Source organism: Microvirga sp., from assembly GCF_014699075.1.
In the GTDB taxonomy this organism is placed as follows: Bacteria; Pseudomonadota; Alphaproteobacteria; order Rhizobiales; family Beijerinckiaceae; genus Microvirga.
In genome coordinates, this window is record NZ_JACXAB010000007.1 from 79,419 (window position 1) to 100,072 (window position 20,654).

Genomic DNA, 20,654 nt, shown 5'->3' on the forward strand with positions numbered 1-20,654 from the left:
TCGCGAATCATTACGGCGAAAACTCGCCGCAGGGCAGACCATGCGCAACAAAAAAGCCGGGGAGGCCATGACGCCTCGCCCGACTGCCTTTGCGGAAGCTGCGTTACCGCTTCGGAGGCTCGTTCGCCGAAGGCTGTGCGCCAGGCGCCGGATAGGCCGGATTCGCCGGCGCGATCCGGTTGGTGGGGTTGGCATTGGACGAACCGGTCGTGGAGCCCGTCGTGGCCGAGCGGGCTGCATCCGTGCCGGGATCGTCGGGCGAGGTCGATCCGACCCAGATCATGTAACCGCCGACGGCAACGGCCAGCAGCAGGAGCGAGCCGATCAGGACACCCAGAACCGGGCGGCCGGAGCCTCCCTGGCGGGTGCGATCGTCGGGGATCAGTTGAGCCATCTCGAGCCTCTTTCAGTAAGGGTGTCTGTCGGGCGAGCAGCAAGGCTCGGCGTTATCAGGGCAACGCCAGATAGGAGTGGCGGTTCCTGCCAGGTCCGATCTTGGCCGTTCGGCATGCCGGGCGCCTCTGCCCGCTGGATCCAATGAAGCTTTTTCCCGTTGTCCGACATAGGCCACCAATCACGGTCAGAGACGAGGGGCCGATGGGTCGAGCGAGCGGGCGTGCACGAGGTGTCGCAGGGTGGGCAACAGCCGCCGCCGGGCTGCTCTCAGCCATGTTTTCGCCGTTTTCGAGACCCTTGGGTAATCTCTGATTCAAGGAGAGATCATGCTGGACAATCGCATCAGTCTGGACGGGACTTGGGAATTTTTGCATGTGGCCGACGACCGTCTCGCTGGCCCGGCGGAGGTTCGCCAGATCACGGTGCCCAGTCCTTGGCAGGCCCAATTCGCGGACCTGCGGATGCGGGCCGGCATCGGCATCTACCGCAGGACGCTCGAAGTCGCGGAAGAGTGGCTCCACGACAGCATCTGGATCCGTTTCGGCGCGGTCTTCCACAACACGAAGGTTTTCGTGAACGGCGAGGCGGTGGGCCACAACGAGGGCGGCTTCCTGCCGTTCTCCTTCGACGTGACCCCCTACCTCAAGCCCGGTGCGAACGAGATCAAGGTCCGCGTCGACAGCCCCACCGACAACCCGGCCGAGTTCCCGGACTCGCCCTTTGCCGAGATCCCGTTCGGCAAGCAGAGCTGGTACGGCCCCCTCTCCGGCATCTGGCAGTCGGTTTATCTCGAGCGCCGGATTCCGGACCACATGAGCCGCGTGCGCCTCGTGCCCAACCTGACTACGGGCCGCGTGACATCGGGCGTGTTCTTCGCGCGTCCCCTCACGGACGCGACGCAGATCCGCATCCAGGTGACCGACCCATCGGGCGACGTGGTGCTCGACGAGATGCATGAGACGCAGGTGGGCGTCACCTCCATGCCGTTCGAGTTCACCCTCGACGACGTGCGCGCCTGGTCGCCCGATCACCCCCACCTCTACCGCATTCGCCTGGAACTCATGCGCGACGGCGAGGTGAAGGACGAGATTGCGGACTATTTCGGCTTCCGCTCCATCGAGACCCGAAACGGCAAGTTCTATCTCAACGGCGAGCCGCTCTACCTGCGCTCCGCGCTCGACCAGGATTACTACCCGGACACGATCTGCACCGTGCCGTCGGTGGAGTTCCTGGAGGACCAGTTCCGCAAGGCGAAGGAGATGGGCCTCAACTGCCTGCGCTGCCACATCAAGGCGGCCGATCCCCGCTACTACGAGGTGGCGGACAGGATGGGCCTGCTCATCTGGACCGAGCTGCCCAACGGCGGCATGGCCACCGACCGCTCGCGCGGCCGCAAGGAAAAGCTCCTGAAGGGCATCGTCGATCGCGACGGCAACCATCCGTCGATCATCATCTGGACGATCATCAACGAGAACTGGGGCGTCGACCTCGTCAACGATGCGGACCACCGCGACTGGCTCAAGCGTACCTTCGCGTGGCTGAAGGCCTACGATCCCACGCGCCTCGTGGTCGACAACTCGCCGTTGGCGCCGAGCTTCCATGTGGAATCCGACATCGCGGATTATCACTTCTATGCCGCCTATCCCGATCACCGGGAGCAGTGGGACCAGTTCGTGGACGAACTGTCGGGCCGCGCCTCCTGGCTCTACTCGCCCCATGGCGATGCGGTGATCACCGGCCGCGAGCCGCTCATGTGCTCGGAGTTCGGCAACTGGGGCCTGCCTTATCCGAAGGACCTGCGCGACGAGAAGGGCGAGGAGCCCTGGTGGTTCGAGACCGGCCACGACTGGGGCGAGGGCGTGATGTATGCCCACGGGGTCGAGAACCGCTTCTCGGACTGGAGCCTCGACCGGGTGTTCGGCGACCTGCGCCGCTTCGTGATCGCTGCCCAGTGGCAGCAGTTCCGGGCGTTCAAGTACGAGATCGAATCCATGCGCCGGAAGCCGAATCTTGCCGGCTACGTGATCACCGAGCTGCATGACTGCCACTGGGAGTCGAACGGCCTTCTCGACATGCGCCGCAACACGCGCGTGTTCCATGAGCTCTTCCCCATCATCAACTCGGACACGATCATCGTGCCCAAGTGGGAGCGCGCCTCCTATTGGTCCGGCGAAACGGTCGCCCTGGACCTGGCGGTGGCGCATGGGGCAGGCCCTGTCCTGGAGGATTGCCGGCTGGAGGTCACGGTCGCCGGTGAGAGCCAGACGCTGCCTCTGCCTCGCGTCGAGGCGCCGGACGTGCTCGATCTGGGCCGCGTGGAGATCAAGCTGCCGGTCATGGACGAGCCATCCCTGCGGCGGATCAATTTCGATCTGCGTAGCTCCGACGGCCGCCTGATCGCGCACAACCACCACGACATCGCGATCCATCCCAAGCGCACGCGGCCCGTTCATGCGCGTGAGCTGGTCTGGTCGCCGGATGAAGACATCCGCGAGCACTTCCGGGCGCTGGGCTACACCCTGGCCCGCGCCTTCGAGGAATCGACCCTGGTTGTCGCCCGCACGCACAACAAGGCGATCGCCGATCACGTGCGCGCCGGCGCCAAGCTCCTGCTGCTCCCGGAAAGCGACATGAGCCTCTACCCGTTCTTCCCGCACTGGCAGGCGGTGAAGGTGCAGGCGCGTAACGGCACGCTGTGGTCGGGCGACTGGGCATCGTCTTTCGGCTGGCTGCGGCGTTCGGGCCATTTCGCCCGCTTCCCCTCCGGGCCGCTCCTCGACGAGACCATGGACCGGGTGCTGCCGGATCATGTGATCTCGGGCTGCAACCTGCTCGACTTCCAGGCCCGCGTCTTCGCCGGTCTCGTGGTCGGCTGGATCCACAAGCCGGTGGCGCTCGGCGTGGAGCGCTCCTACGGACGCGGCCGCCTGGTCGCCTCGACCTTGCGTATTCTCCGGGATGCGCCGATGGCCGACCCGACGGCGACGATGCTCACCGATGCCCTGGTGGAGCTCGCGGTCGAGTCGCGGGCAGCGCGTCTCGAAGAAGCGGTCAGGGCTGCGGAAGCGGCTGCGTAACGCGCTTTAACATCACCCACAAAAAGGGGGGCGCAGAAACCTCTGCGCCGCCCTTTTCTTCGCGCGCCACATAGAAAAGACCGACCTTATGCCGGTCTTTTCCGAGCATGATCAGGATGAGGATAATCTACTCGGCCGCCACCTTCATGGCGTTCTCCGACCACTCGACTTCGTTGTCGGCGAAGAAGCGGTCGAGGGCGCTCTCGAGGCGCGGCATGAGAATGCCGCGCTCGGTGGACAGCGCCGTGTTGAGTGCCGGCAAGTCGCCCGCATCGGTGACGAGGCTGGAATCGAAGCCCGCGCGCTCGGCCGCCATGGCTGCGAGATCCCGCCAGGAGGTCTCGCCGATATTGGCCATGTGCCAGATACCCGTTCCGCCGTCGATCAGCAGATCGAGGGAGGTGTTCACGAGATCGGGCACGTAAGTGGGCGACACCACATCGAGGCTCGCCTCCACGCCCTCTCCCTTGCTCAAGGTATTGAGAATGGACCAGACGAAGTTGTAGCGGTCCCAGGGGCCGAAGAAGGCGCTCGTGCGCAGGATGAGCGCCTTATCGTGAGCCTCCAGCACGCGACGCTCCGCCTCGGCTTTGCTCTCGCCATAGACCGTGGTCGGATTGACCGCATCGCTCTCCACATACGGTCTGTCGAGAGTGCCGTCGAAGACGAGATCGGACGAGAAGGTCACGAGCGGGATTCCGAGGTCGGCGCATACCTTCGCAAGAACCTCGGCACCCCTGGCATTTTCGCGGAAGCAGGCCTTGCGGTCGTTCTCTGCTTCCGCGACGCGCACGTAGCCGGCGGTGTTGATCACCGCCCAGGGCCGGTGGCATTTCAAAGCTTCGGCAACGCTCTTGGCGTCTGCGATGTCCATGTCCTGGCGCGAGAGCAGAGCGTGATTGAGGCCGCGGAAATCGCACAGGCGCGAATAGGCGCGCCCCAGGGTTCCCGTGGCACCCGTGATCAGGAGCTGGCGCGGCTCGTCGGCCAGCCAGCAGGACTTCGACTGCCGGGCCGGCGGCTTGTAGAAGCGGATGTCGCGCTTCCACCAGCCGGCGCGATCGAGCACCGGATGATCGAAGGTGCCGGTTTTGGCCAGCGCTTCCGCGGCATGCGCCAGCGCGGTGCGCCGTGGCACGGATGTGCGAACATCGAAGGGACCCGGCTCGTAGAATCCGTTGCGGCGGGTGAGAAGGCTGTTCCAGTCCACCGCCCCATAGAGCGACCAGACGGTGACGGCGCGAATGTCGGCGCCCTCGTCACGGAGCGTGTTGACGTCGTTCCACACCTCCATGAGCCAACGGAGCTGATCGTCTCGGGTGCTGCCGTGATGGGCCTCGGTGACGGCGATCGGCCGCCGGTAGCGCTCCCACACCTCCCGCAAGCGGGCACCTGGACCAAGATCCGCGGCGGGCAGCGGCATGCGAACCGCTTCGGCATCGGCATATTGATGCCGGCCGTTGCCGCCCCAATGGTGCTCGGGATAGCGGCGCATGCGCTCATCGAGGTAGCGCTCGCTGGTGAGATAATGATTGATGCCGATGATGTCGGGCGCAGCATCCGCCTCGAGCAGGAGTTCGAGATCGGCCTGCTCAACCCCATGATCGAGCAAAATCCGCCACCACGGATGATTCCGGTCGACCATGCCGCACAGAAGATCGAAGCTTAGGAAACGGCGCTGGTTCTCGTGCTCCGCCTGATAGGCGAGGGTCGGCGTCGAGAAGGTCTTGCCCATATCGTCTGTCTGCACGAGCTGCGCATCGGGCCGCACCTTTCGGATGGCGCGCATGGACAGGACGGTTGCCTTGCACTCGCTCACGAGGATCTTGAGGAAAGCCTCATAGCTTGTGCCGTGCGGATACCAGTGGCCGTAGAGCCCTGAGAACCGCGCGGTGGTGAGCGGCTCATTGACCGGCGTGTAGAGATCGAGATGGGGATAGCGCTCCGCCACGTTGGCGGCATGGCGCGCCAGAAGCTCGGGCCAGGCGGGATCGAGCATGTTCGTATAGCGCGGCCCGCTGCCGTGATGGCACAGGCCCGCAATGGCGCGGATGTTCAGCTCTTGCAGGCGCTTCAGGCGCGTATCGTGCCAGGAGAAGTCCGTCCGATCCGGGCTCTCGGGAGAGATCTTCTCCCAGAGCACCGGATGACGGAGCGTGCGGATTCCGAGTTCAGCGATACGATCGAGATCCTCGATGCGATCCTGATAACCGGTCTCCAGGCTTTGGTCGCGGTAGTCGTCGCCTACGCGTGCGACAGTACATTCCAAACCGCCCCAAAGCTCTAGTGATTGCTTCATCGTACAACTCCGAGCTATTTCACTAAGCGTTCTTCAACAATTCTTAGCGCGGATTGTTCGATGAATATTTTCATCAGGAGACGAGACCTGCCGAAGGCGATACGACCTTGACAGCCGATGTATCCGCTCCGGCCGGCAGGGATTCGTTGATGCGCCGGAAGGTGGCAAGCGCCTGGCCGACGATCTGGTCCATGTTGTAGTAGCGATAGGTTGCCAAGCGTCCCACGAACCACACATCGGGCGTGGCGAGAGCCAGGCGCTCGTATTTCTTGAAGAGCTCCTGGTTCTCCGCCTTCGGGATCGGGTAGTAGGGATCGCCTTCTGCCGCCGGATACTCGTAGGTGAGAGCCGTCTTGGCATGCTCCTGACCGGTCAGGTGCTTGTATTCCGTGACGCGGGTGTAATCCTGCGTCTGCGGGAAGTTCACCACGCCGACGGACTGGTGCCAGGCCTTGTCGAGCGTCACGTGCTGGAAGCGCAGCGAGCGATAGGGCAGCTTGCCGAACTGGAATTTGAAGTACTCGTCGATCGGCCCGCAATAGATGACCCGGCGATGCGGGATGACATTCTTGACGTCGTCGTACTCAGTCTGCGTCATGATGTCGATGTTCGGATGGCTCAGCATCTTCTCGAACATCCGCGTGTAGCCGTGCTTCGGCATGAACTGGAACTCGTCCGTGAAGTAGCGGTCGTCCCGGTTCGTGCGGGTGGGCACGCGGGAGGTCACGGACTTGTCGAGTTCCGAGGGATCGAGGCCCCATTGCTTGCGGGTGTAGCCGCGGAAGAACTTTTCGTAGAGCTCGCGGCCGACCACGGACACCACCACGTCCTCGGACGTCTTAATCTCGCCGATCGACTCGGCGCGCTCGGCAAACCAGTCCTGCAACTGCTCGGAGGTCAGGTTCAGGCCGTAGAGCTTGTTGACCGTGTCGAGATTGATCGGGATCGGCACCTGCATGCCGTCCACCTCCGCCAGCACCCGGTGCTCGTAGAAGCGCCATTCGGTGAACTTGGAGAGATGGTCGAAGATCTGCTTGGAATTGGTATGGAAAATGTGCGGTCCATACTGGTGAATCAGCAGCCCGTCATCGTCATACCGGTCATAGGCGTTGCCGCCGATATGAGGACGACGGTCGATGAGAAGGACGCGCTCGTTGCGCTCGCTCGCAAGACGTTCCGCCAGAACACTGCCCGCAAAGCCGGCGCCGACAATTAGCCAGTCATACATTCCAGGTCACTCCGCAGGCGTGGTGGCATAAACGGGATGGGACGAAGCCGGGCGATCCGTAGCGGCATCGCCGGTGGCATCCAGCATCAGCTTGTGCATGGCGCCCCAGGTCTTGTCCCAGGAACCGGCGGCGAGGTGCCGGTCCACCCTGGCGAGCCAGGGATCCTTCGGCCGGGCCAAGACGGTTTCGACCTTGGCGACCACCTCCTTGGCGCTCCTTGCGATCTCGACGAGACCCTTCTCGCCGTAGGGGCGCACCACGTCGGTGATCGCGGTCGAGACGACGGGAACGCCGGCGGCCAGGAACTCGGGCGTCTTGGTGGGGCTGATGAACTTCGTCGCCTCGTTGAGGGCGAAGTTCATGAAGCCCACGTCCCAACCGGCGAGGTAGTGCGGCAGTTCATTGTACGATTTGCCGCCGAGCCAATGAATGTTGGGTGCTTGCGGCAGGCTCGCCGGATCGATCTTCACCACCGGGCCGATCATGACGAACTGCCAGTCGGGGCGCAGCTCGGCGACCTGCGCGAGCAGATCGATGTCCATGCGCTCGTCGACAACACCGAAGAAGCCGAGGCGAACATGCGGAATATGCGCCTGATCCTCAGGATCCTGATCGATCGAGCGCGCCTGCGAGAAATGATTGAAGTCAATCGACGACGGGAAACCATGGACGCTGCGATGGCGGCTCTTCTTGGCCTCGTAAAGGCTCATGCCGCCGGTGAACACCAGATCGCAGCGCGAGAACAGCGCGTTCTCGAGGTCGATGAGTTCCTGCGACGCTCCGCGGAAGAGCGAAAGCTCATCCATGTTGTCGTAGATGCACAGATCGCACTCGAAATCGCTGGTGAAGGCCATGGCCATCGGCGTGTAGTACCAGAACACGCGCGAGCCGGTGGATTCGCGTCCGATCAGCTCTTCGATGAGGTCATGCTGTTCAGAAAGCACATCCTGGTGGGATAAACCCTCAGGGAGCATGGGAACGGCGATGGTGACGCCCTGCGGGCGCTCGCTCACGTCCATGTGCGGGGTGATGCCAGCCTTGAACATCGGCTCTTCGATGATCAGCACGTTGTAGTGCTTGGCGGCGCGGCTGAGAAGGTGTTGAGGACGCTGCCAGACGAAGTCCCAGCGGAGGTGAGAGAAGCAAACGAGGAGGGGCTTTTCCGAACCGGCTTTGATAGGCGAACGAAGGGCGTAGGACTGCGTCATCAAACGCTCATGCATAGCGCGAACCTCAGATAAAGGTGTGTTGTCACGATCGGACAGAAGAACCCGGTCCGGAGCGAATAAATCGATGTCTTAAGTGAAGCGCACCGGCGAAGGGTCACGGTCGCAATCGTTTTTACAACGCAGACGGAGCAGTTTGGTTCCCTCTGCGTTCATCTTCGTGAACGGCTATTCATGGGAATAGTGGACATCACTTCTTTTCGAGCAGGAGTGTTCCTTGCTTTTGGATGAAGGTCTTTGCCTTCTCCGCAATCATCGCAAGTATCCACGGCAACTGGACTTCGACACGCACCTGATCTTGCATGACTTCAAGATGGCCGCTGACGTTCTGGCCCATGGCGCCGACACGAAAGTCCATCCGGTTTCCGCTCCAGGTTTCCTGGATGGACGCGACCTTGTCCCCGAACTGCGATTTCACGCCTGCCATGCCACCCTGAAGCCGCCGCATGGCTTCGGCTTGGCCCAGGTTATGGGGAATGGAAACGACGAGGGGCTTCGACATAGGAGTGCTCCGCTTTTTGATGGAACAAGCGAAGCCGTGCCGTATCGGTTCCGTGGCTAGAGCATTTCGACGCGAATCGCCCGCATGACGATCGCTTCCTGATCGAAGCGGCGTTCCAGTTCAGCGCGGTAGCGCTCCCACCAGGGGTGATCGATCTCGCGCGCCATGACCTCGAACACGACGATGTCGTCATGGGCCGTATGGCCACCTTCCTTCCAGACGCCTTCGGCCGGCGCGCGCGTGAAGCTCGTGATGCCGCCGAAGCGCTCGGCCAGTTCCGAGCGCACCCGTCCAAAAGCTGCGCCGTCGAAGCGGCGGCCCGCATTGTCGGCAAGCGGCAGAAGGATTTGAATCAGGTGCATCGCCTTCCCCTGGAGTGCCATGGCCAGAGCAGGACATAGCTCACAAGGCGGGAAAGGCGAGCCCTGGACGCGCTCAGGCCTGCAAGGCAGCGAACAGGTCACGGTCCGCTTCAGGAATGTCGGTATCGATCCGGTAGCGGCCTGAGGGCTTCGAAATGCGCCAGGGCAAGGCCGTGGAGGCTTGAAAAGCCTCGGAGGGGCGAAGCCGCCGGCCCATGCCGTCACCTTGGATTTCATCGATGACGACAAAGCCGAAGATGGTGAGCCGCGTCGCCATGGCCTTCATCACGCGATCGTCGGCGCGGATTGTCAGTGAGCCCGCGGAATACACTGCGTCCATGAGGCTCTTCTGGTCGTGGCGTGTATTGGCCGACGAGCGCGCGCCCGGAAAGCGGATGACGTTCGTCGGCTGAGACGATCTCGATTCCATGTAAGCAACCCGTGGTCCCGAATCGGGCCAAGAATCGCCGCAAGGGATTAAGAAGCGCCTAATCCAGCCGATGAAGGGAGACGTAGCCGACCCCGGACGCGGTCAGGCCGAGAGCCTGGGCCGGCCCCTTGGCGAGATCGATGATGCGCCGGTGGGCGAAAGGCCCGCGATCGTTCACCCGCACGACCACGGAACGGCCGTTGGTCTCATTGACGACCTTGAGTCGGGTACCGAACGGCAGAGACCGGTGGGCAGCCGTCATGTCGTAGGAATTGAATCGCTCGCCGCTGGCGGTCTTGCGGCCATGAAAACCGGGTCCGTACCAGGAGGCGGCGCCGCGCTGAAAGGCTTTGCCTGTCTCGATATTGGCGGTTGAGATGGATCCCGTGACGGTGGGATCGTTGGACGCGGTTGTATTGCAAGCAGCAATAAAAAGAAGTGGCATCATTACAGATGCTCGGGTGAGGATATTCTTCAAGGACAGTCTCCCCTTCCGTTGTGATTGGAAGTGAAGCTGAACTTTAAAAAGGCAAGAATAAGGCGCCTAAATATTTTCAGAGGCCGCTCATACTTCAGAGATATGGAACTGTTGGCAAAACTAGCCTGAAGAATTTTTTTCGTGCCACTCTCTATATGGAACAACGTTTCCTTAGCTTCTGGAAGGTTTTCACTGTTCTGTGATCGCCAGATTGTGACTCTGGCCGGACAGCCAAGCCGCTATAGGTAAAGGCTCCACTGTTCCCAAGACGGCCGAGGGCCCACGTTCGATGCTGAAATCCTCCCCATCCCCGCATGTTGCCATTGTCGGGGCCGGTCCAGGCGGCTTGGCATCTGCCATGCTGCTGGCCCGTGAGGGGATTCCGGTGACCATCTTCGAGCGTGAGCCGGCCGTCGGCGGCCGCACCCGCACGATCCATGCTCCGGGCGGCTACAAGTTCGATATCGGCCCTACCTTCTTCCTCTATCCGCGTGTTTTGAAGGATATTTTCGAGGCCTGCGGCGAGCGCCTGGAGGACCATGTCGAGCTCCGGCGCCTCGACCCGCAATATCATCTTGTCTTCGAAGGTGGCGGCTCCATTCGCGCAACCTATGACCTCGACCGCATGGAGCAGGAGATCGCCCGGCTTGCGCCTGCGGATGCCCGCAACGTGCGGCGCTTCCTCGACGACAACCGCGAGAAGCTCGAAGCCTTCCGGCCCGTGCTGGAACAGGCGTTCTCGAGCCCGGCGGATCTCTTCTCGCCGGCCATGCTGGCAGCGCTGCCGAAGCTCAGGCCGTTCTCGAGCGTCGATGGCGATCTCAAGCGCTACTTCGCCGACCCGCGCGTGCGCCTCGCCTTTTCGTTCCAGACGAAATACCTCGGCATGTCGCCGTTCCAGTGCCCGAGCCTGTTCACGATCCTGTCGTTCCTCGAATACGAGCACGGCGTGTTTCACCCAATGGGCGGCTGCGGCGCCGTGTCGGAGGCCATGGCGAATGTCGCACGCAAGATGGGCGTCGACATCCGTCTGAACACGCCTGTGGACCGCATTCTCTACGAGAACGGAGAGGCCGTTGGCCTCGTGGCGGCCGGCGAGCGGTTTGCTGCGGGCTCCGTTGTGGTGAACGGCGATTTCGGACACGCCATGCGCCACCTCGTACCCGAAGAGATGCGACCGCGCTGGACAAACAAGAAGCTCGATCGCGCAAAGATCTCCTGCTCCACCTTCATGCTTTATCTCGGCATCGAAGGCGATGTGGGGGATCTCGCCCATCACACGATCCTGCTGTCGAAGGAATACGAGCGCAACATCCACGAGATCACCAACGGCATCGTGCCCGAGGAGCCGTCGATCTACGTGCATCATGCGGGCGTGACCGACCCGTCGCTCGCACCCAAGGGCCATACGAGCCTCTACGTGCTCGTCCCCGTGCCGAACCTGCGCTGCGATATCGACTGGGAGCGCGAGGCCCCGCGCTATCGCAGGATCGCCCTGGAGCGGCTGAAAGTGCTCGGCATCACCGACATCGAAAGCCGCATCCGCTATGAGCGCGTGGTGACGCCACGCGGCTGGGAGGACGATTTTGCGGTCTTTGAAGGCGCCACCTTCAATCTCGCGCACAACCTCACGCAGATGCTCTACTTCCGGCCGAACAACCGTTTCGGACGCAACGTCTATCTCGTCGGCGGCGGCACGCACCCGGGCAGCGGGCTCCCGGTCATCTACGAAGGCGCACGCATCACCACGCGCCTGCTGCTCGAAGATCGTGAGCGTCGCAAGATCGGGAATGACAGCCCGGAGCCGGTCGTTGCACCGCTGGGCGAAGCCGCTTTGTGAGGGAGCCTGTCATGAGCCGAATCGGATTGCTCGCATTTCTGTTTCTCGTTCCCTCATCATCGCCCCCATCCGCGCCAAAGCCACCCGGCTGGCCGGGATCGTCGTCGAGGACCTCTCGATGACGGCCTCACCGTCAATCCGCTAGACCCTCATGCTGTGGCGCGCTTATGCCCTTCTGTCCCACGGGGGAGACCGCTTCGGCCTCGGCTCCGTTGGCCTTGGCTCCTGGCGCATTCCGGCCCGCTTGCCGACCTTCCGAAAAGCTGACGATGTTCTGAAGGTGCTTGAAGAGGCCGACACCGCCATCTGGTCGGCGAGCGCCCTGTCGGCTTGCGCCGAGAGCGGTCTGCTCGCGCGGCTCGGTCAGGCGGCCACCATTGGCGAGCTGGCCTTAGGCCTGTCGCTTCCGCCGGCTCTCGTGCAGACCCTGATCGACAGCCTCACCACCTTCGGCTTCGTTACGTGGGAGGACGGCCGGGTACGGGCCTCGCCCGCACTCATGCCGTTTACATCCTCCGAGGGTGCCGAGACCTTCAAGGCAGCGTTGCGCGCACCGCTGCTGCAGAGCGAGGACTTCCGGCACAGGTTGACGACGGGCAGCTTACGCCTCGACGGCTGGTCCCATACGAATGACGCCATCATCGAAGCGCAGGGCACCCTGACCCGGCATTGGACCACGCGGGCGCTGCCGAAGCTGAAATTCCTGCCCGGCCTCATCCCACAACTCGAAGCTCCCGGAGCAGCACTTCTCGACGTGGGAGCGGGCGCGGCGGGCCTGTCCATCGCGCTCTGCCGGCACTTCCCTCACTTGAGCGCCGTAGCGCTCGAGCCGGCATCGCATCCGGCTGAAATTGGCGAGAGGCATGTGCGGCAGGCAGGTCTGGCAGATCGCATCGCGATCCGCCAAGAGCGCGTGGAAGAGCTGCGGGAGGACAAGGCGTTCGACCTCGCCTTCCTGCCTCAGATGTTCCTGCCCGATGCAGTCATCGAGGAGGCCCTCCGCCGGATCTTCCGCGCCTTGAAACCGGGCGGCTGGCTCCTGGTTGCTGTGCTTTCCCATGACGGTCCGGGCACGGTCTCCGTGGTCAACCGGCTGAAGAACCTGCTCTGGGGCGGCAACACCCGGGACGTGGCTCGTATCAAACCATTGCTGGAAGCGGCCGGCTTCGACCCGGTGATCCGGGCGCCGGGCCGGCAGTCCCTGCGCATGATCTGCGCCCGTCGCCCAAACCTGCGTGATCTGCCTTGAAGTGGGTCATGCGATTTCTAGAACCAACACAACTGGACATAGGCCTTGGAACGATTAGGCTTGTGCCCTGCAGGAGGACATCGTGAGCGCTCAAGGTACTTCGGTTGCAGTCATCGGCGGAGGGCTGGGCGGTTTGGCGGCGGCCTGCGTTGCGGCCGCCCGTGGCCACAAGGTCACGCTTTACGACAAGAACGCCTGGATCGGCGGCAAGGCCGCGGTGCTGCACGAAGACGGCTTTCGGTTCGACATGGGCCCGACGATCCTCACCGTGCCGCGCGTTCTGGAGCGCATCTTCGCGGAAGCCGGGCGCAACCTTCACGACTATCTCGACCTCGTGCGGCTCGATCCGCAATGGCGCTGCTTCTTCGACGACGGCACGCAGATCGACCTGCAGGAGAACATCGGTGCCATGGCTGAAGCGATGGACCGCTTCGCACCGGGCAAGAATACGGGTGAGGGCTACAAGCGCTTCCAGGAAATCTCTGCCCATCTGCACGAGATCTCGAACAAGTTCTTCTTCTGGAAGCCCGTGGAGGATCTCTTCGACACCATCAACATCCGGGCCAACATGAATCCGGGTACGTTGCGGGACGTGCTGTCCCTGCGAATGGGCACATCGGTGGCGGGCACCATTCGGTCCAAGGTCAAGGACGAGCGCCTGGCGCAGATGCTCGATCACTTCACGCAATATGTCGGCTCGTCCCCTTATGGTTCGCCCGCGGTGCTCTGCGCCATCGCTCATATGCAGGCAGCAGATGGCGTATGGTATCCCATGGGCGGCACGCGCGCGGTTGCCGAAGCGCTGGCGAAGCTCGCGACGGAACTCGGCACCACGATCAAGACCGACAGCGACATTGCATCTCTTAAGATCGTAAACGGCGCGGTGGAAGGCGTCGTTCTCGCCAACGGTGAGACGGTGGCCTACGACAATGTGATCTCCAACATGGATTCGATCCGCACCTATCGCGAACTCGTCGGTGGCGAGGTGGGCGAGCATTACGCGCGCAAGGATTTCGAGCCGGCCTGTTCCGGCGTGGTGCTCTATCTCGGCCTCAACAAACGCTACGATCACGTCCTCCACCACGACTTCGTGTTCTCGCGCGATCCGGAGGAGGAGTTCGACTACATCTATCGCCGCGGCGAGCCTGCACCTGATCCGACCTGCTATCTCGCGGCACCGGCCGCGACCGATCCGAGCGTCGCGCCGGAAGGCGGCGAGGCGCTCTACGTTCTGGTGCACACGCCGTATCTTCGCCCGCACCATGACTGGTCTCAGATGTACCCGGCCTACCGGCAGGTGATCATCGACAAGCTGAAACGCACGGCCGGCATGGAGGACATCGAGGAGCGCATCGTCGTCGAGCGCCATCTCACGCCGCAGGACATCCACGACCGGTACAAGGTGCTCAACGGCGCCATCTATGGGCTCGCCAGCCACGGCAAGTTCATGGGTGCCTTCAAGCCGGGCAACCGCAGCCGCCAGGTGCAGGGCCTTTATCTCGCCGGCGGCGCGGCCCATCCGGGCCCCGGCATGCCGATGGTGATGATGTCGGGCTGGATCGCCGCCGACGCCCTCGATGCGGACAGCAAGGCTTCAGATTTACGGAACGTGTCTTGAGGCAGGAAGCGACCACAACCGCCGGAGACCGCTCCCCGCCTCACCGGGCGGGATCGTCTCCTGTGGCGCGTCGCTCTCCTCTCATCCACCGCTTCATGGTCTCGACCTTCCGCCGCTATTTCACGCGGCACATGAATGCCCTGCGGGTCGCCTCATGGGGCCTGCCGCCCGTTCCGCAGAGCGGGCCGATCATCGTCTATTCCAATCATCCGGCATGGTGGGATGCAGCCGTCTATATCCTGGCCGCGGACCATTTCCTTCCCTCGCATGAAAGCTACGCGCCCATTGATGCCGCGATGCTGAAGCAATACGGGGTCTTCGGCCGCATCGGCGCGTTCGGCGTCGATCTCGCCAGCCCTCGCGGCGCGGCGGAGTTCCTGCGCACCAGCGCCGAAATCTTATCGTCGCCGACTCATGCCCTGTGGGTCACCGCGCAGGGGCGTTTCAGTGATGTGCGCGAGCGTCCACTTGGCCTCAAAGCCGGCGTTGCGCGGCTTCCCGAACTCGCCCCCGACTGCACCGTGATCCCGCTTGCCATCGAATACGGCTTCTGGCTTGAGCGCGGCGCCGAGGCCTTTCTTGCTTTCGGCAAGCCGATGCGCGGCCAGGATCTTCTGGATCTTTCACGTCCCGCTCGTCTAGAGCGTCTCGAGGCGGAGCTCGCGACCACCCTCGACCGGCTGAGCGCCGATGTCCAGAGCCGCGACCCGGCGCGCTTCCGCGCCATGCTCGAAGGCCGCGCCGGGGTGGGCGGCATCTATGACGGATGGCGCCGGATGATGGCGACCGTTCGGGGCCGAGCCTTCGATCCGTCGCATGAGGGACGCCCCTCATGATTGTCCTCGGTCTCGTCCTCATAGCTCTTGCAGCGCTTCCCTTCGCGTTGGCACTCGTGAACCTGAGCATCCTGCGTGCAACGCCGCCCCATGCACCGGAAGGCGACGTTCTCGTCTCGATCCTTATTCCCGCTCGCAACGAAGCGAAGAACATAGGCCCTGCCCTCGATGCCGCTCTGGCCAGTGTCGGTGTGCCCGTCGAGATCCTGGTCATGGACGATGGTTCCACGGACGCCACGCCGGAGATCGTCAGAGCCTATGCTGCACGCGATGAGCGCGTACGACTTCTCACGGCTCCTCCGCTCGCGGACGGATGGACCGGCAAGGTCCATGCCTGCCACCATCTCGCTGAGGCCGCCAAGGGCACGCATTTCCTGTTCGTGGATGCCGATGTGCGCTTGGGCTCGCAGGCGGCCGCCCGTCTCGCAGGCCATGCGCAGGAGACCCATGCGGGTTTGGTGAGCGCCGTTCCGCGCCAGATCATCCGCTCGCTGGGCGAGCTGTTGACGGTGCCCACCATCAACCTGCTGCTTCTCGGCTATCTGCCCATGGGCTTCATGCGCCTGTCGCGCGATCCCGGTCTCGGCGCGGCCTGCGGCCAGCTCATGCTCGTCGAGCGGGAGGCCTATCGCGCCAGCGGCGGCCATGCGGCCATCCGCACGCGCATCCATGACGGTATTCAGCTGGCGCGGCTCTTCCGCCGCAAGGGCGTCATGACGGATCTCGTGCCGGGCGATCATCTCGCCTCCTGCCAGATGTACACACGCTTCAGTGATGCCTGGAATGGCTTTGCCAAGAATGCCCATGAGGGCATGGCAACGCCGGTTGCCTTGCCGATCTGGACGATGCTTCTTCTCGGCGGGCATGTCCTGCCCTTTACATTGCTACCATTTGCACCGACCTTTCCCATCGTGGCCGCAGCGCTGCTGTCGCTTGCCACGCGGACGCTCGTGACGGTTGCGACACGGGAGAATCTCTGGTCCATCCCCCTGCATCCCTTCACCGTGCTGGTGGGGCTTGCGATCCAGTGGAGCGTGCTCCTGCGGATCGGCACGACCCGCAGTGCCGGATGGAAGGGAAGGCTTTATCCCGTGGGGGTGAAGCCATGAGTGCAGCGATCACCCAAGCGACGAAGCAGCCGCGAGACGAGAACTTTCCGGTGGCCTCGCTGGTGCTCTCGCCCGAGCACCGCGATGCGACACTCGCCTTCTACGCCTTCGCCCGCATGGCCGATGACATTGCCGATGCGTCCGACCTGAAGGCTGCTGAAAAGCTCAACCGGCTCGACGCGCTTGAGCAGGCGCTTATTGCCGGCGATCCTGCGATCCCTCAAGCCGCGCGCCTGCATGCAGCTGACAGGCAGCACAAGGCCGGGATTGTGCAAGCCCGCGATCTCCTGCGCGCGTTCCGGCAGGACGTGGTGAAGGCCCGCTACAACGAGTGGGCGGAGCTCATCGAGTACTGCCGCTTCTCGGCCAATCCGGTCGGCCGTTTTCTCTTAAGCCTCCACAACGAGCGCAGCGCCGCCCAGGCTCCGGCAGACGCCCTGTGCACGGCGCTGCAGATCCTCAACCACCTGCAGGATTGCGGAAAGGATTATCAGGGTCTCGGCCGCATCTACGTCCCCTTGCGCTGGATGATGGGAGCAGGCTCCGAAAAGGCCTTCTTCGATCCGGCTCAGGCTGCTTTCCGCCGCAGCGTGATCGATGCCATGCTCGACCGGGTCGATGCGCTGATCGATCAGGCGCAATCCCTGCCGGAGCATGTGCAGAACCGGCGCCTGCGGGCGCAGAGCATCGCCACCATCGCGCTCGCCCGTCGTTTGAGCGATCGCCTGCGCCGCACCGACCCGGTTCTGGAACGGGTGCAGGTGAGCAAGTCTGACGCCTGCATGGCGTTCCTGCGGGGCTTGAGCGGCACGTTGCGCCGGCCGATCAACAGCGATCATCGCATCACGACCGCGATGGTGCGGCGTTCCGGATCGTCCTTCCGCCTCGGCATGCAGAGCCTGCAGAGCGAGCGCCGGCGCGCCATGCATGCGGTCTATGCCTTCTGCCGCGCCGTCGACGACATCGCCGACGGGGCCGCGCCGCCTTCCGAGAAGCGTGTTTTCTTAAGCGAATGGCGGCGCGAGATCGACCGGCTGCATCGCGCGCCTGAAACCCCTATCGGGCGGGAGCTCGCCCGTGCGTCCACGCTCTTCAAGCTGCCGGTGGAGGAATGCCACGCGCTCCTCGACGGCATGGAGATGGACAGCGCGGAGCGGTTGCGGATCACGAGTGATTACGAGCTCAATCTCTACGGCCGCCGTGTTGCGGGCTCGGTCGGAGCCCTGTCGATCCTCATCTTCGGCGTGCCCTCCGCGCATGATTTTGCAATCAATCTCGGGCGCACCCTGCAGCTGGTGAACATTCTTCGCGATGTGGACGAGGATGCCGCCTGCGAGCGCGTTTACGTTCCTCTCTCGCGACTGGCGCAGCTTGGATTGCAGGATGCGCCGGCCGCTACCCTCGTGGCCGATCCGCGCTTCGCCCGCGTGTGCGAAGGCTTGGCAGAGGAGGCGCGCGCAGGCTTTGCGGCTGCCGATGATGCCTTGACGCGCCTTGACCGCGCGGCACTGAAACCGGCGATCCTGATGATGGAGAATTATCGCCGCGTGCTCGCTCGTTTGCAGGCCCGCGGCTGGGGCACGCGCCAAGGCCGGCTGCGCCTGAGCACCACCGACCGCCTGCACCTGATCACCCGCGCCATGAGGCCCGCATGACGGCGCGGCGCACTCATATCGTGGGAGCGGGCGTTGCGGGCCTGAGCGCGGCGCTCGCTGTTACGGCCGATGGCGGGGAGGCCGTGCTCTACGAGGCCGCTCCTCATCCAGGCGGGCGCTGCCGCACGCTGCACCCCGCCGATGGCTTTACCCATGACAACGGCACCCATGTGCTGTTCACGGCCAACGCGCGTGCGCTTGAACTCCTGAAGACCGTGGGCGCACGCGAGCGCTGGATCGAGCCCGAACCCAAGGGCCTTCCGCTCTATGACGGCCGCACCGGCGAGATGCGCCGCGTCGGCCTCTCGCCCTGGTCCTGGCTGCTGCCGTCCCGGCGTCCACAGGGGCTGACCCTGCCCGATCTTGTGCGGATTCTTCGCCTCGTCTTCGCGTCGAAGGATTGCCCGGTCGCCGCCATCATCGGCAAGCGGCCGATCATGGACAGCCTCATCGAGCCGCTGACCGTGGCGGTTCTCAACACGCCACCCGAACAGGCGTCTGCGCAGCGCCTTGCCGGTGCGCTTCGCCAGCTCATCCGGCCCGGCGCCGGTCGGCTCCTGGTGGCCAGGAACGGCCTGGGCCCGGACCTGATCGAGCCTGCCGTCGCAACCCTGCAGGCCAGGGGCGTGCCCGTTCTCAACGGACAGCGCTTGCGCACCCTTCTCACCGCCAACGGGCGCGTCATCGGGCTGGCGCTGAGCGACCGCACGGTGATGCTCGGCCCGGACGACCGCGTGATCCTGGCGCTCCCGCCTTATGAGGTGGAGCGGCTTCTGCCTGATCTGCCCGTGCCGACGCAGTTCGAGCCGATCCTCAACGTGCATTACCGCATGAAGGGGCTGGCTCATCCGCGCTTCATCGGCTTCACCGGCACGCTTGCCCAATGGGCGCTGGTCCGCGAGAACCATGTGAGCGTCACAGTCTCCGCGGCCGATGCCGTGGTCGACCAGAATGCATCCGACGTGGCAGCACGGATCTGGCGCGAGATCGCCCCGGCGTTGCGCTCCCTCGGCCTCGATGCGCAGGCCGACCGGCAGCCTGACACGCGCGTGGTGAAGGAAAAGCGCGCCACGATCCGCCAGGCCGCCGAGACCCTGCCGCAGCCGCCCCTGCGGCCGCTCGCCAACCTGGCGCTGGCCGGCGACTGGATCGGCTCGCTTCCCGCCACCATCGAGAGCGCCGTGATGGCAGGCGAACACGCCGCATCCATCCTGCACCATGCCCGCGGCACCCGGGCCACTCTCTCCAAAGACCGAGCCTTGAAGACGGAGGACGCGGCATGATTCAGGACCATCCGCCGCTCACCGTTCTGCTTGCGGCGCCGCGCGGCTTCTGTGCCGGCGTCGAGCGCGCCATCCAGGCCGTCGAGGATGCCCTGGAGCGGACGGGGAAGCCCGTCTATGTGCGGCACGAGATCGTGCACAACAACCGCGTGGTGGACGACCTCAAGCGCAAGGGCGCGATCTTCGTCGACGACATCGCGCAGATTCCCGACGGCGCGGTTGCGATCTTCAGCGCCCATGGGGTGTCGCGCGCGGTGGAGCGCGATGCGACAGGCCGCGGCCTCTCCGTACTCGACGCCACCTGCCCACTGGTGCGTCGCGTTCATCTCGAAGGGCAGCGCCATGCCAGGGCAGGCCGCGAAGTCATCGTCATCGGCCACCGAGGGCATGTGGAGATCGAGGGCACGACGGGGCAGATCGACGGAACCGTGCATGTGGTCGAGAGCGTCGCGGAGGCGCTCACCGTCCCGGTTCTGAACCCGGAGCGCATCGCCTACATCACCCAGACCACGCTGTCCGTGGACGACACCCGCGAGATCATCGCGGCCCTGAAATCGCGTTTCCCAAGCATCCAAGGTCCTGACGTAAAGACGATCTGCTACGCGACGCAGAACCGGCAGATGGCTATGCGCGTCATCGCCCGGCGGGCGGAGCGGATCATCGTGTGCGGGGCGCGCAACTCCTCGAACACCAACCGCCTGTGCGAGGTTGCCGTCAACGAGGGCCGTCAGGCGCTTCTCCTGCAGGACCCGAAGGATCTGACGCTCTCCTTCATCGACGGCGCCGCGGTCATCGGTCTGACCGCCGGGGCCTCCGCGCCCGAGGATCTGGTGCAGGAGGCCCTAGCGCGGCTCGCGCAGTGGCGGCGTCTCACGGTGGAGGAGGTGACCGTGACCCGCGAGGATGCGCAGTTCGCCCCCGTGGATCTGTCACGTCTCGTCTCTGACGCATCGGACCCAAAAGTGGACACCACTTTTGGGACCAATCCGATGCTCATCTCTTGAGTTGGCGCATCGTTCGGCGCGGACCCGGAGGGCCGCGCTAGCGAAAACCGGATCCACTTTT

17 protein-coding genes are annotated in these 20,654 nt (G+C 64.0%); 9 read left to right on the forward strand and 8 right to left on the reverse strand.

Translation table 11 applies throughout. The annotated features are described in order from the left end of the window. Window positions 1-103: 103 nt before the first annotated feature. Window positions 104-394, reverse strand: coding sequence for a hypothetical protein (locus IC232_RS13330; protein ID WP_190845470.1), 291 nt, complete (start codon window positions 392-394; stop codon window positions 104-106). 328 nt (window positions 395-722) lie between these two features. Between IC232_RS13330 and IC232_RS13335 the strand changes: the two genes are divergently transcribed. Next, entirely contained in the window at window positions 723-3,473 is a 2,751-nt protein-coding gene (locus tag IC232_RS13335; protein WP_190845471.1) for a glycoside hydrolase family 2 protein, read from the forward strand. Window positions 3,474-3,600: 127 nt separating this feature from the next. Here IC232_RS13335 and IC232_RS13340 read toward each other — a convergent pair whose 3' ends face one another. From IC232_RS13340 to IC232_RS13370, 7 genes are all read right to left on the reverse strand, one after another. Further along, complete coding sequence (locus IC232_RS13340; RefSeq protein ID WP_190845472.1) at window positions 3,601-5,772, reverse strand: family 1 glycosylhydrolase; 2,172 nt, start codon at window positions 5,770-5,772, stop codon at window positions 3,601-3,603. Between the two features lie 73 nt (window positions 5,773-5,845). Further along, complete coding sequence (gene glf / locus IC232_RS13345) at window positions 5,846-7,000, reverse strand: UDP-galactopyranose mutase (RefSeq protein ID WP_190845473.1); 1,155 nt, start codon at window positions 6,998-7,000, stop codon at window positions 5,846-5,848. A gap of 6 nt (window positions 7,001-7,006) precedes the next feature. Beyond that, a complete protein-coding gene (locus tag IC232_RS13350; RefSeq protein ID WP_246812200.1) occupies window positions 7,007-8,209 on the reverse strand; it encodes a glycosyltransferase family 1 protein in 1,203 nt (400 codons plus the stop codon). Window positions 8,210-8,417: 208 nt separating this feature from the next. After that, complete coding sequence (locus tag IC232_RS13355; protein WP_190845475.1) at window positions 8,418-8,729, reverse strand: polyhydroxyalkanoic acid system family protein; 312 nt, start codon at window positions 8,727-8,729, stop codon at window positions 8,418-8,420. Window positions 8,730-8,785: 56 nt separating this feature from the next. Next, a complete protein-coding gene (locus IC232_RS13360) occupies window positions 8,786-9,091 on the reverse strand; it encodes a hypothetical protein (protein WP_190845476.1) in 306 nt (101 codons plus the stop codon). A 73-nt stretch (window positions 9,092-9,164) separates the two neighbouring features. Further along, on the reverse strand, window positions 9,165-9,521 hold the full coding sequence (locus tag IC232_RS13365; RefSeq protein WP_190845477.1) for a hypothetical protein: 357 nt from the start codon (window positions 9,519-9,521) through the stop codon (window positions 9,165-9,167). A gap of 58 nt (window positions 9,522-9,579) precedes the next feature. Then, complete coding sequence (locus tag IC232_RS13370) at window positions 9,580-9,966, reverse strand: septal ring lytic transglycosylase RlpA family protein (protein WP_190845632.1); 387 nt, start codon at window positions 9,964-9,966, stop codon at window positions 9,580-9,582. A 322-nt stretch (window positions 9,967-10,288) separates the two neighbouring features. On the opposite strand from IC232_RS13370, the gene crtI reads away from it, so the two are divergent. From crtI to ispH, 8 genes are all read left to right on the forward strand, one after another. Further along, window positions 10,289-11,839 carry a phytoene desaturase family protein gene (gene crtI, locus IC232_RS13375; RefSeq protein WP_190845478.1) on the forward strand — a complete coding sequence of 517 codons (1,551 nt, stop codon included), beginning with the start codon at window positions 10,289-10,291 and terminating at the stop codon, window positions 11,837-11,839. 151 nt (window positions 11,840-11,990) lie between these two features. Then, window positions 11,991-13,088, forward strand: a complete 1,098-nt coding sequence (locus IC232_RS13380) for an SAM-dependent methyltransferase (RefSeq protein WP_190845479.1) — start codon at window positions 11,991-11,993, stop codon at window positions 13,086-13,088. Between the two features lie 82 nt (window positions 13,089-13,170). Then, window positions 13,171-14,706 (forward strand): phytoene desaturase family protein, encoded by a 1,536-nt coding sequence (locus tag IC232_RS13385; RefSeq protein ID WP_190845480.1) that lies wholly within the window; start codon window positions 13,171-13,173, stop codon window positions 14,704-14,706. Between the two features lie 95 nt (window positions 14,707-14,801). Further along, entirely contained in the window at window positions 14,802-15,542 is a 741-nt protein-coding gene (locus IC232_RS13390) for a lysophospholipid acyltransferase family protein (protein WP_190845633.1), read from the forward strand. Then, window positions 15,539-16,651: a glycosyltransferase gene (locus IC232_RS13395; protein WP_190845481.1), complete on the forward strand. Its 1,113-nt coding sequence runs from the start codon at window positions 15,539-15,541 to the stop codon at window positions 16,649-16,651. The genes IC232_RS13390 and IC232_RS13395 overlap by 4 nt, the downstream gene beginning before the upstream one ends. Continuing rightward, the gene (locus IC232_RS13400; RefSeq protein ID WP_190845482.1) at window positions 16,648-18,306 is read left to right on the forward strand and encodes a squalene/phytoene synthase family protein; all 1,659 of its coding nucleotides are present in this window, start codon (window positions 16,648-16,650) and stop codon (window positions 18,304-18,306) included. Before IC232_RS13395 ends, IC232_RS13400 begins: the two co-directional genes overlap by 4 nt. Beyond that, entirely contained in the window at window positions 18,303-19,589 is a 1,287-nt protein-coding gene (locus IC232_RS13405; protein WP_190845483.1) for an FAD-dependent oxidoreductase, read from the forward strand. The genes IC232_RS13400 and IC232_RS13405 overlap by 4 nt, the downstream gene beginning before the upstream one ends. Beyond that, a complete protein-coding gene (gene ispH, locus IC232_RS13410) occupies window positions 19,586-20,593 on the forward strand; it encodes a 4-hydroxy-3-methylbut-2-enyl diphosphate reductase (protein ID WP_190845484.1) in 1,008 nt (335 codons plus the stop codon). Before IC232_RS13405 ends, ispH begins: the two co-directional genes overlap by 4 nt. Window positions 20,594-20,654: the final 61 nt, after the last annotated feature.

Coding starts and splice junctions, on each gene's coding strand:
- IC232_RS13365 (WP_190845477.1), bottom strand. CDS start 9,521: ATGGAATCGAGATCGTCTCAGCCGACGAACGTCATCCGCTTTCCGGGC.
- IC232_RS13330 (WP_190845470.1), bottom strand. CDS start 394: ATGGCTCAACTGATCCCCGACGATCGCACCCGCCAGGGAGGCTCCGGC.
- IC232_RS13400 (WP_190845482.1), top strand. CDS start 16,648: ATGAGTGCAGCGATCACCCAAGCGACGAAGCAGCCGCGAGACGAGAAC.
- IC232_RS13390 (WP_190845633.1), top strand. CDS start 14,802: ATGGTCTCGACCTTCCGCCGCTATTTCACGCGGCACATGAATGCCCTG.
- IC232_RS13370 (WP_190845632.1), bottom strand. CDS start 9,966: ATGCCACTTCTTTTTATTGCTGCTTGCAATACAACCGCGTCCAACGAT.
- IC232_RS13340 (WP_190845472.1), bottom strand. CDS start 5,772: ATGAAGCAATCACTAGAGCTTTGGGGCGGTTTGGAATGTACTGTCGCA.
- IC232_RS13335 (WP_190845471.1), top strand. CDS start 723: ATGCTGGACAATCGCATCAGTCTGGACGGGACTTGGGAATTTTTGCAT.
- IC232_RS13380 (WP_190845479.1), top strand. CDS start 11,991: ATGCTGTGGCGCGCTTATGCCCTTCTGTCCCACGGGGGAGACCGCTTC.
- crtI (WP_190845478.1), top strand. CDS start 10,289: ATGCTGAAATCCTCCCCATCCCCGCATGTTGCCATTGTCGGGGCCGGT.
- IC232_RS13350 (WP_246812200.1), bottom strand. CDS start 8,209: ATGACGCAGTCCTACGCCCTTCGTTCGCCTATCAAAGCCGGTTCGGAA.
- IC232_RS13395 (WP_190845481.1), top strand. CDS start 15,539: ATGATTGTCCTCGGTCTCGTCCTCATAGCTCTTGCAGCGCTTCCCTTC.
- glf (WP_190845473.1), bottom strand. CDS start 7,000: ATGTATGACTGGCTAATTGTCGGCGCCGGCTTTGCGGGCAGTGTTCTG.
- ispH (WP_190845484.1), top strand. CDS start 19,586: ATGATTCAGGACCATCCGCCGCTCACCGTTCTGCTTGCGGCGCCGCGC.
- IC232_RS13360 (WP_190845476.1), bottom strand. CDS start 9,091: ATGCACCTGATTCAAATCCTTCTGCCGCTTGCCGACAATGCGGGCCGC.
- IC232_RS13355 (WP_190845475.1), bottom strand. CDS start 8,729: ATGTCGAAGCCCCTCGTCGTTTCCATTCCCCATAACCTGGGCCAAGCC.
- IC232_RS13405 (WP_190845483.1), top strand. CDS start 18,303: ATGACGGCGCGGCGCACTCATATCGTGGGAGCGGGCGTTGCGGGCCTG.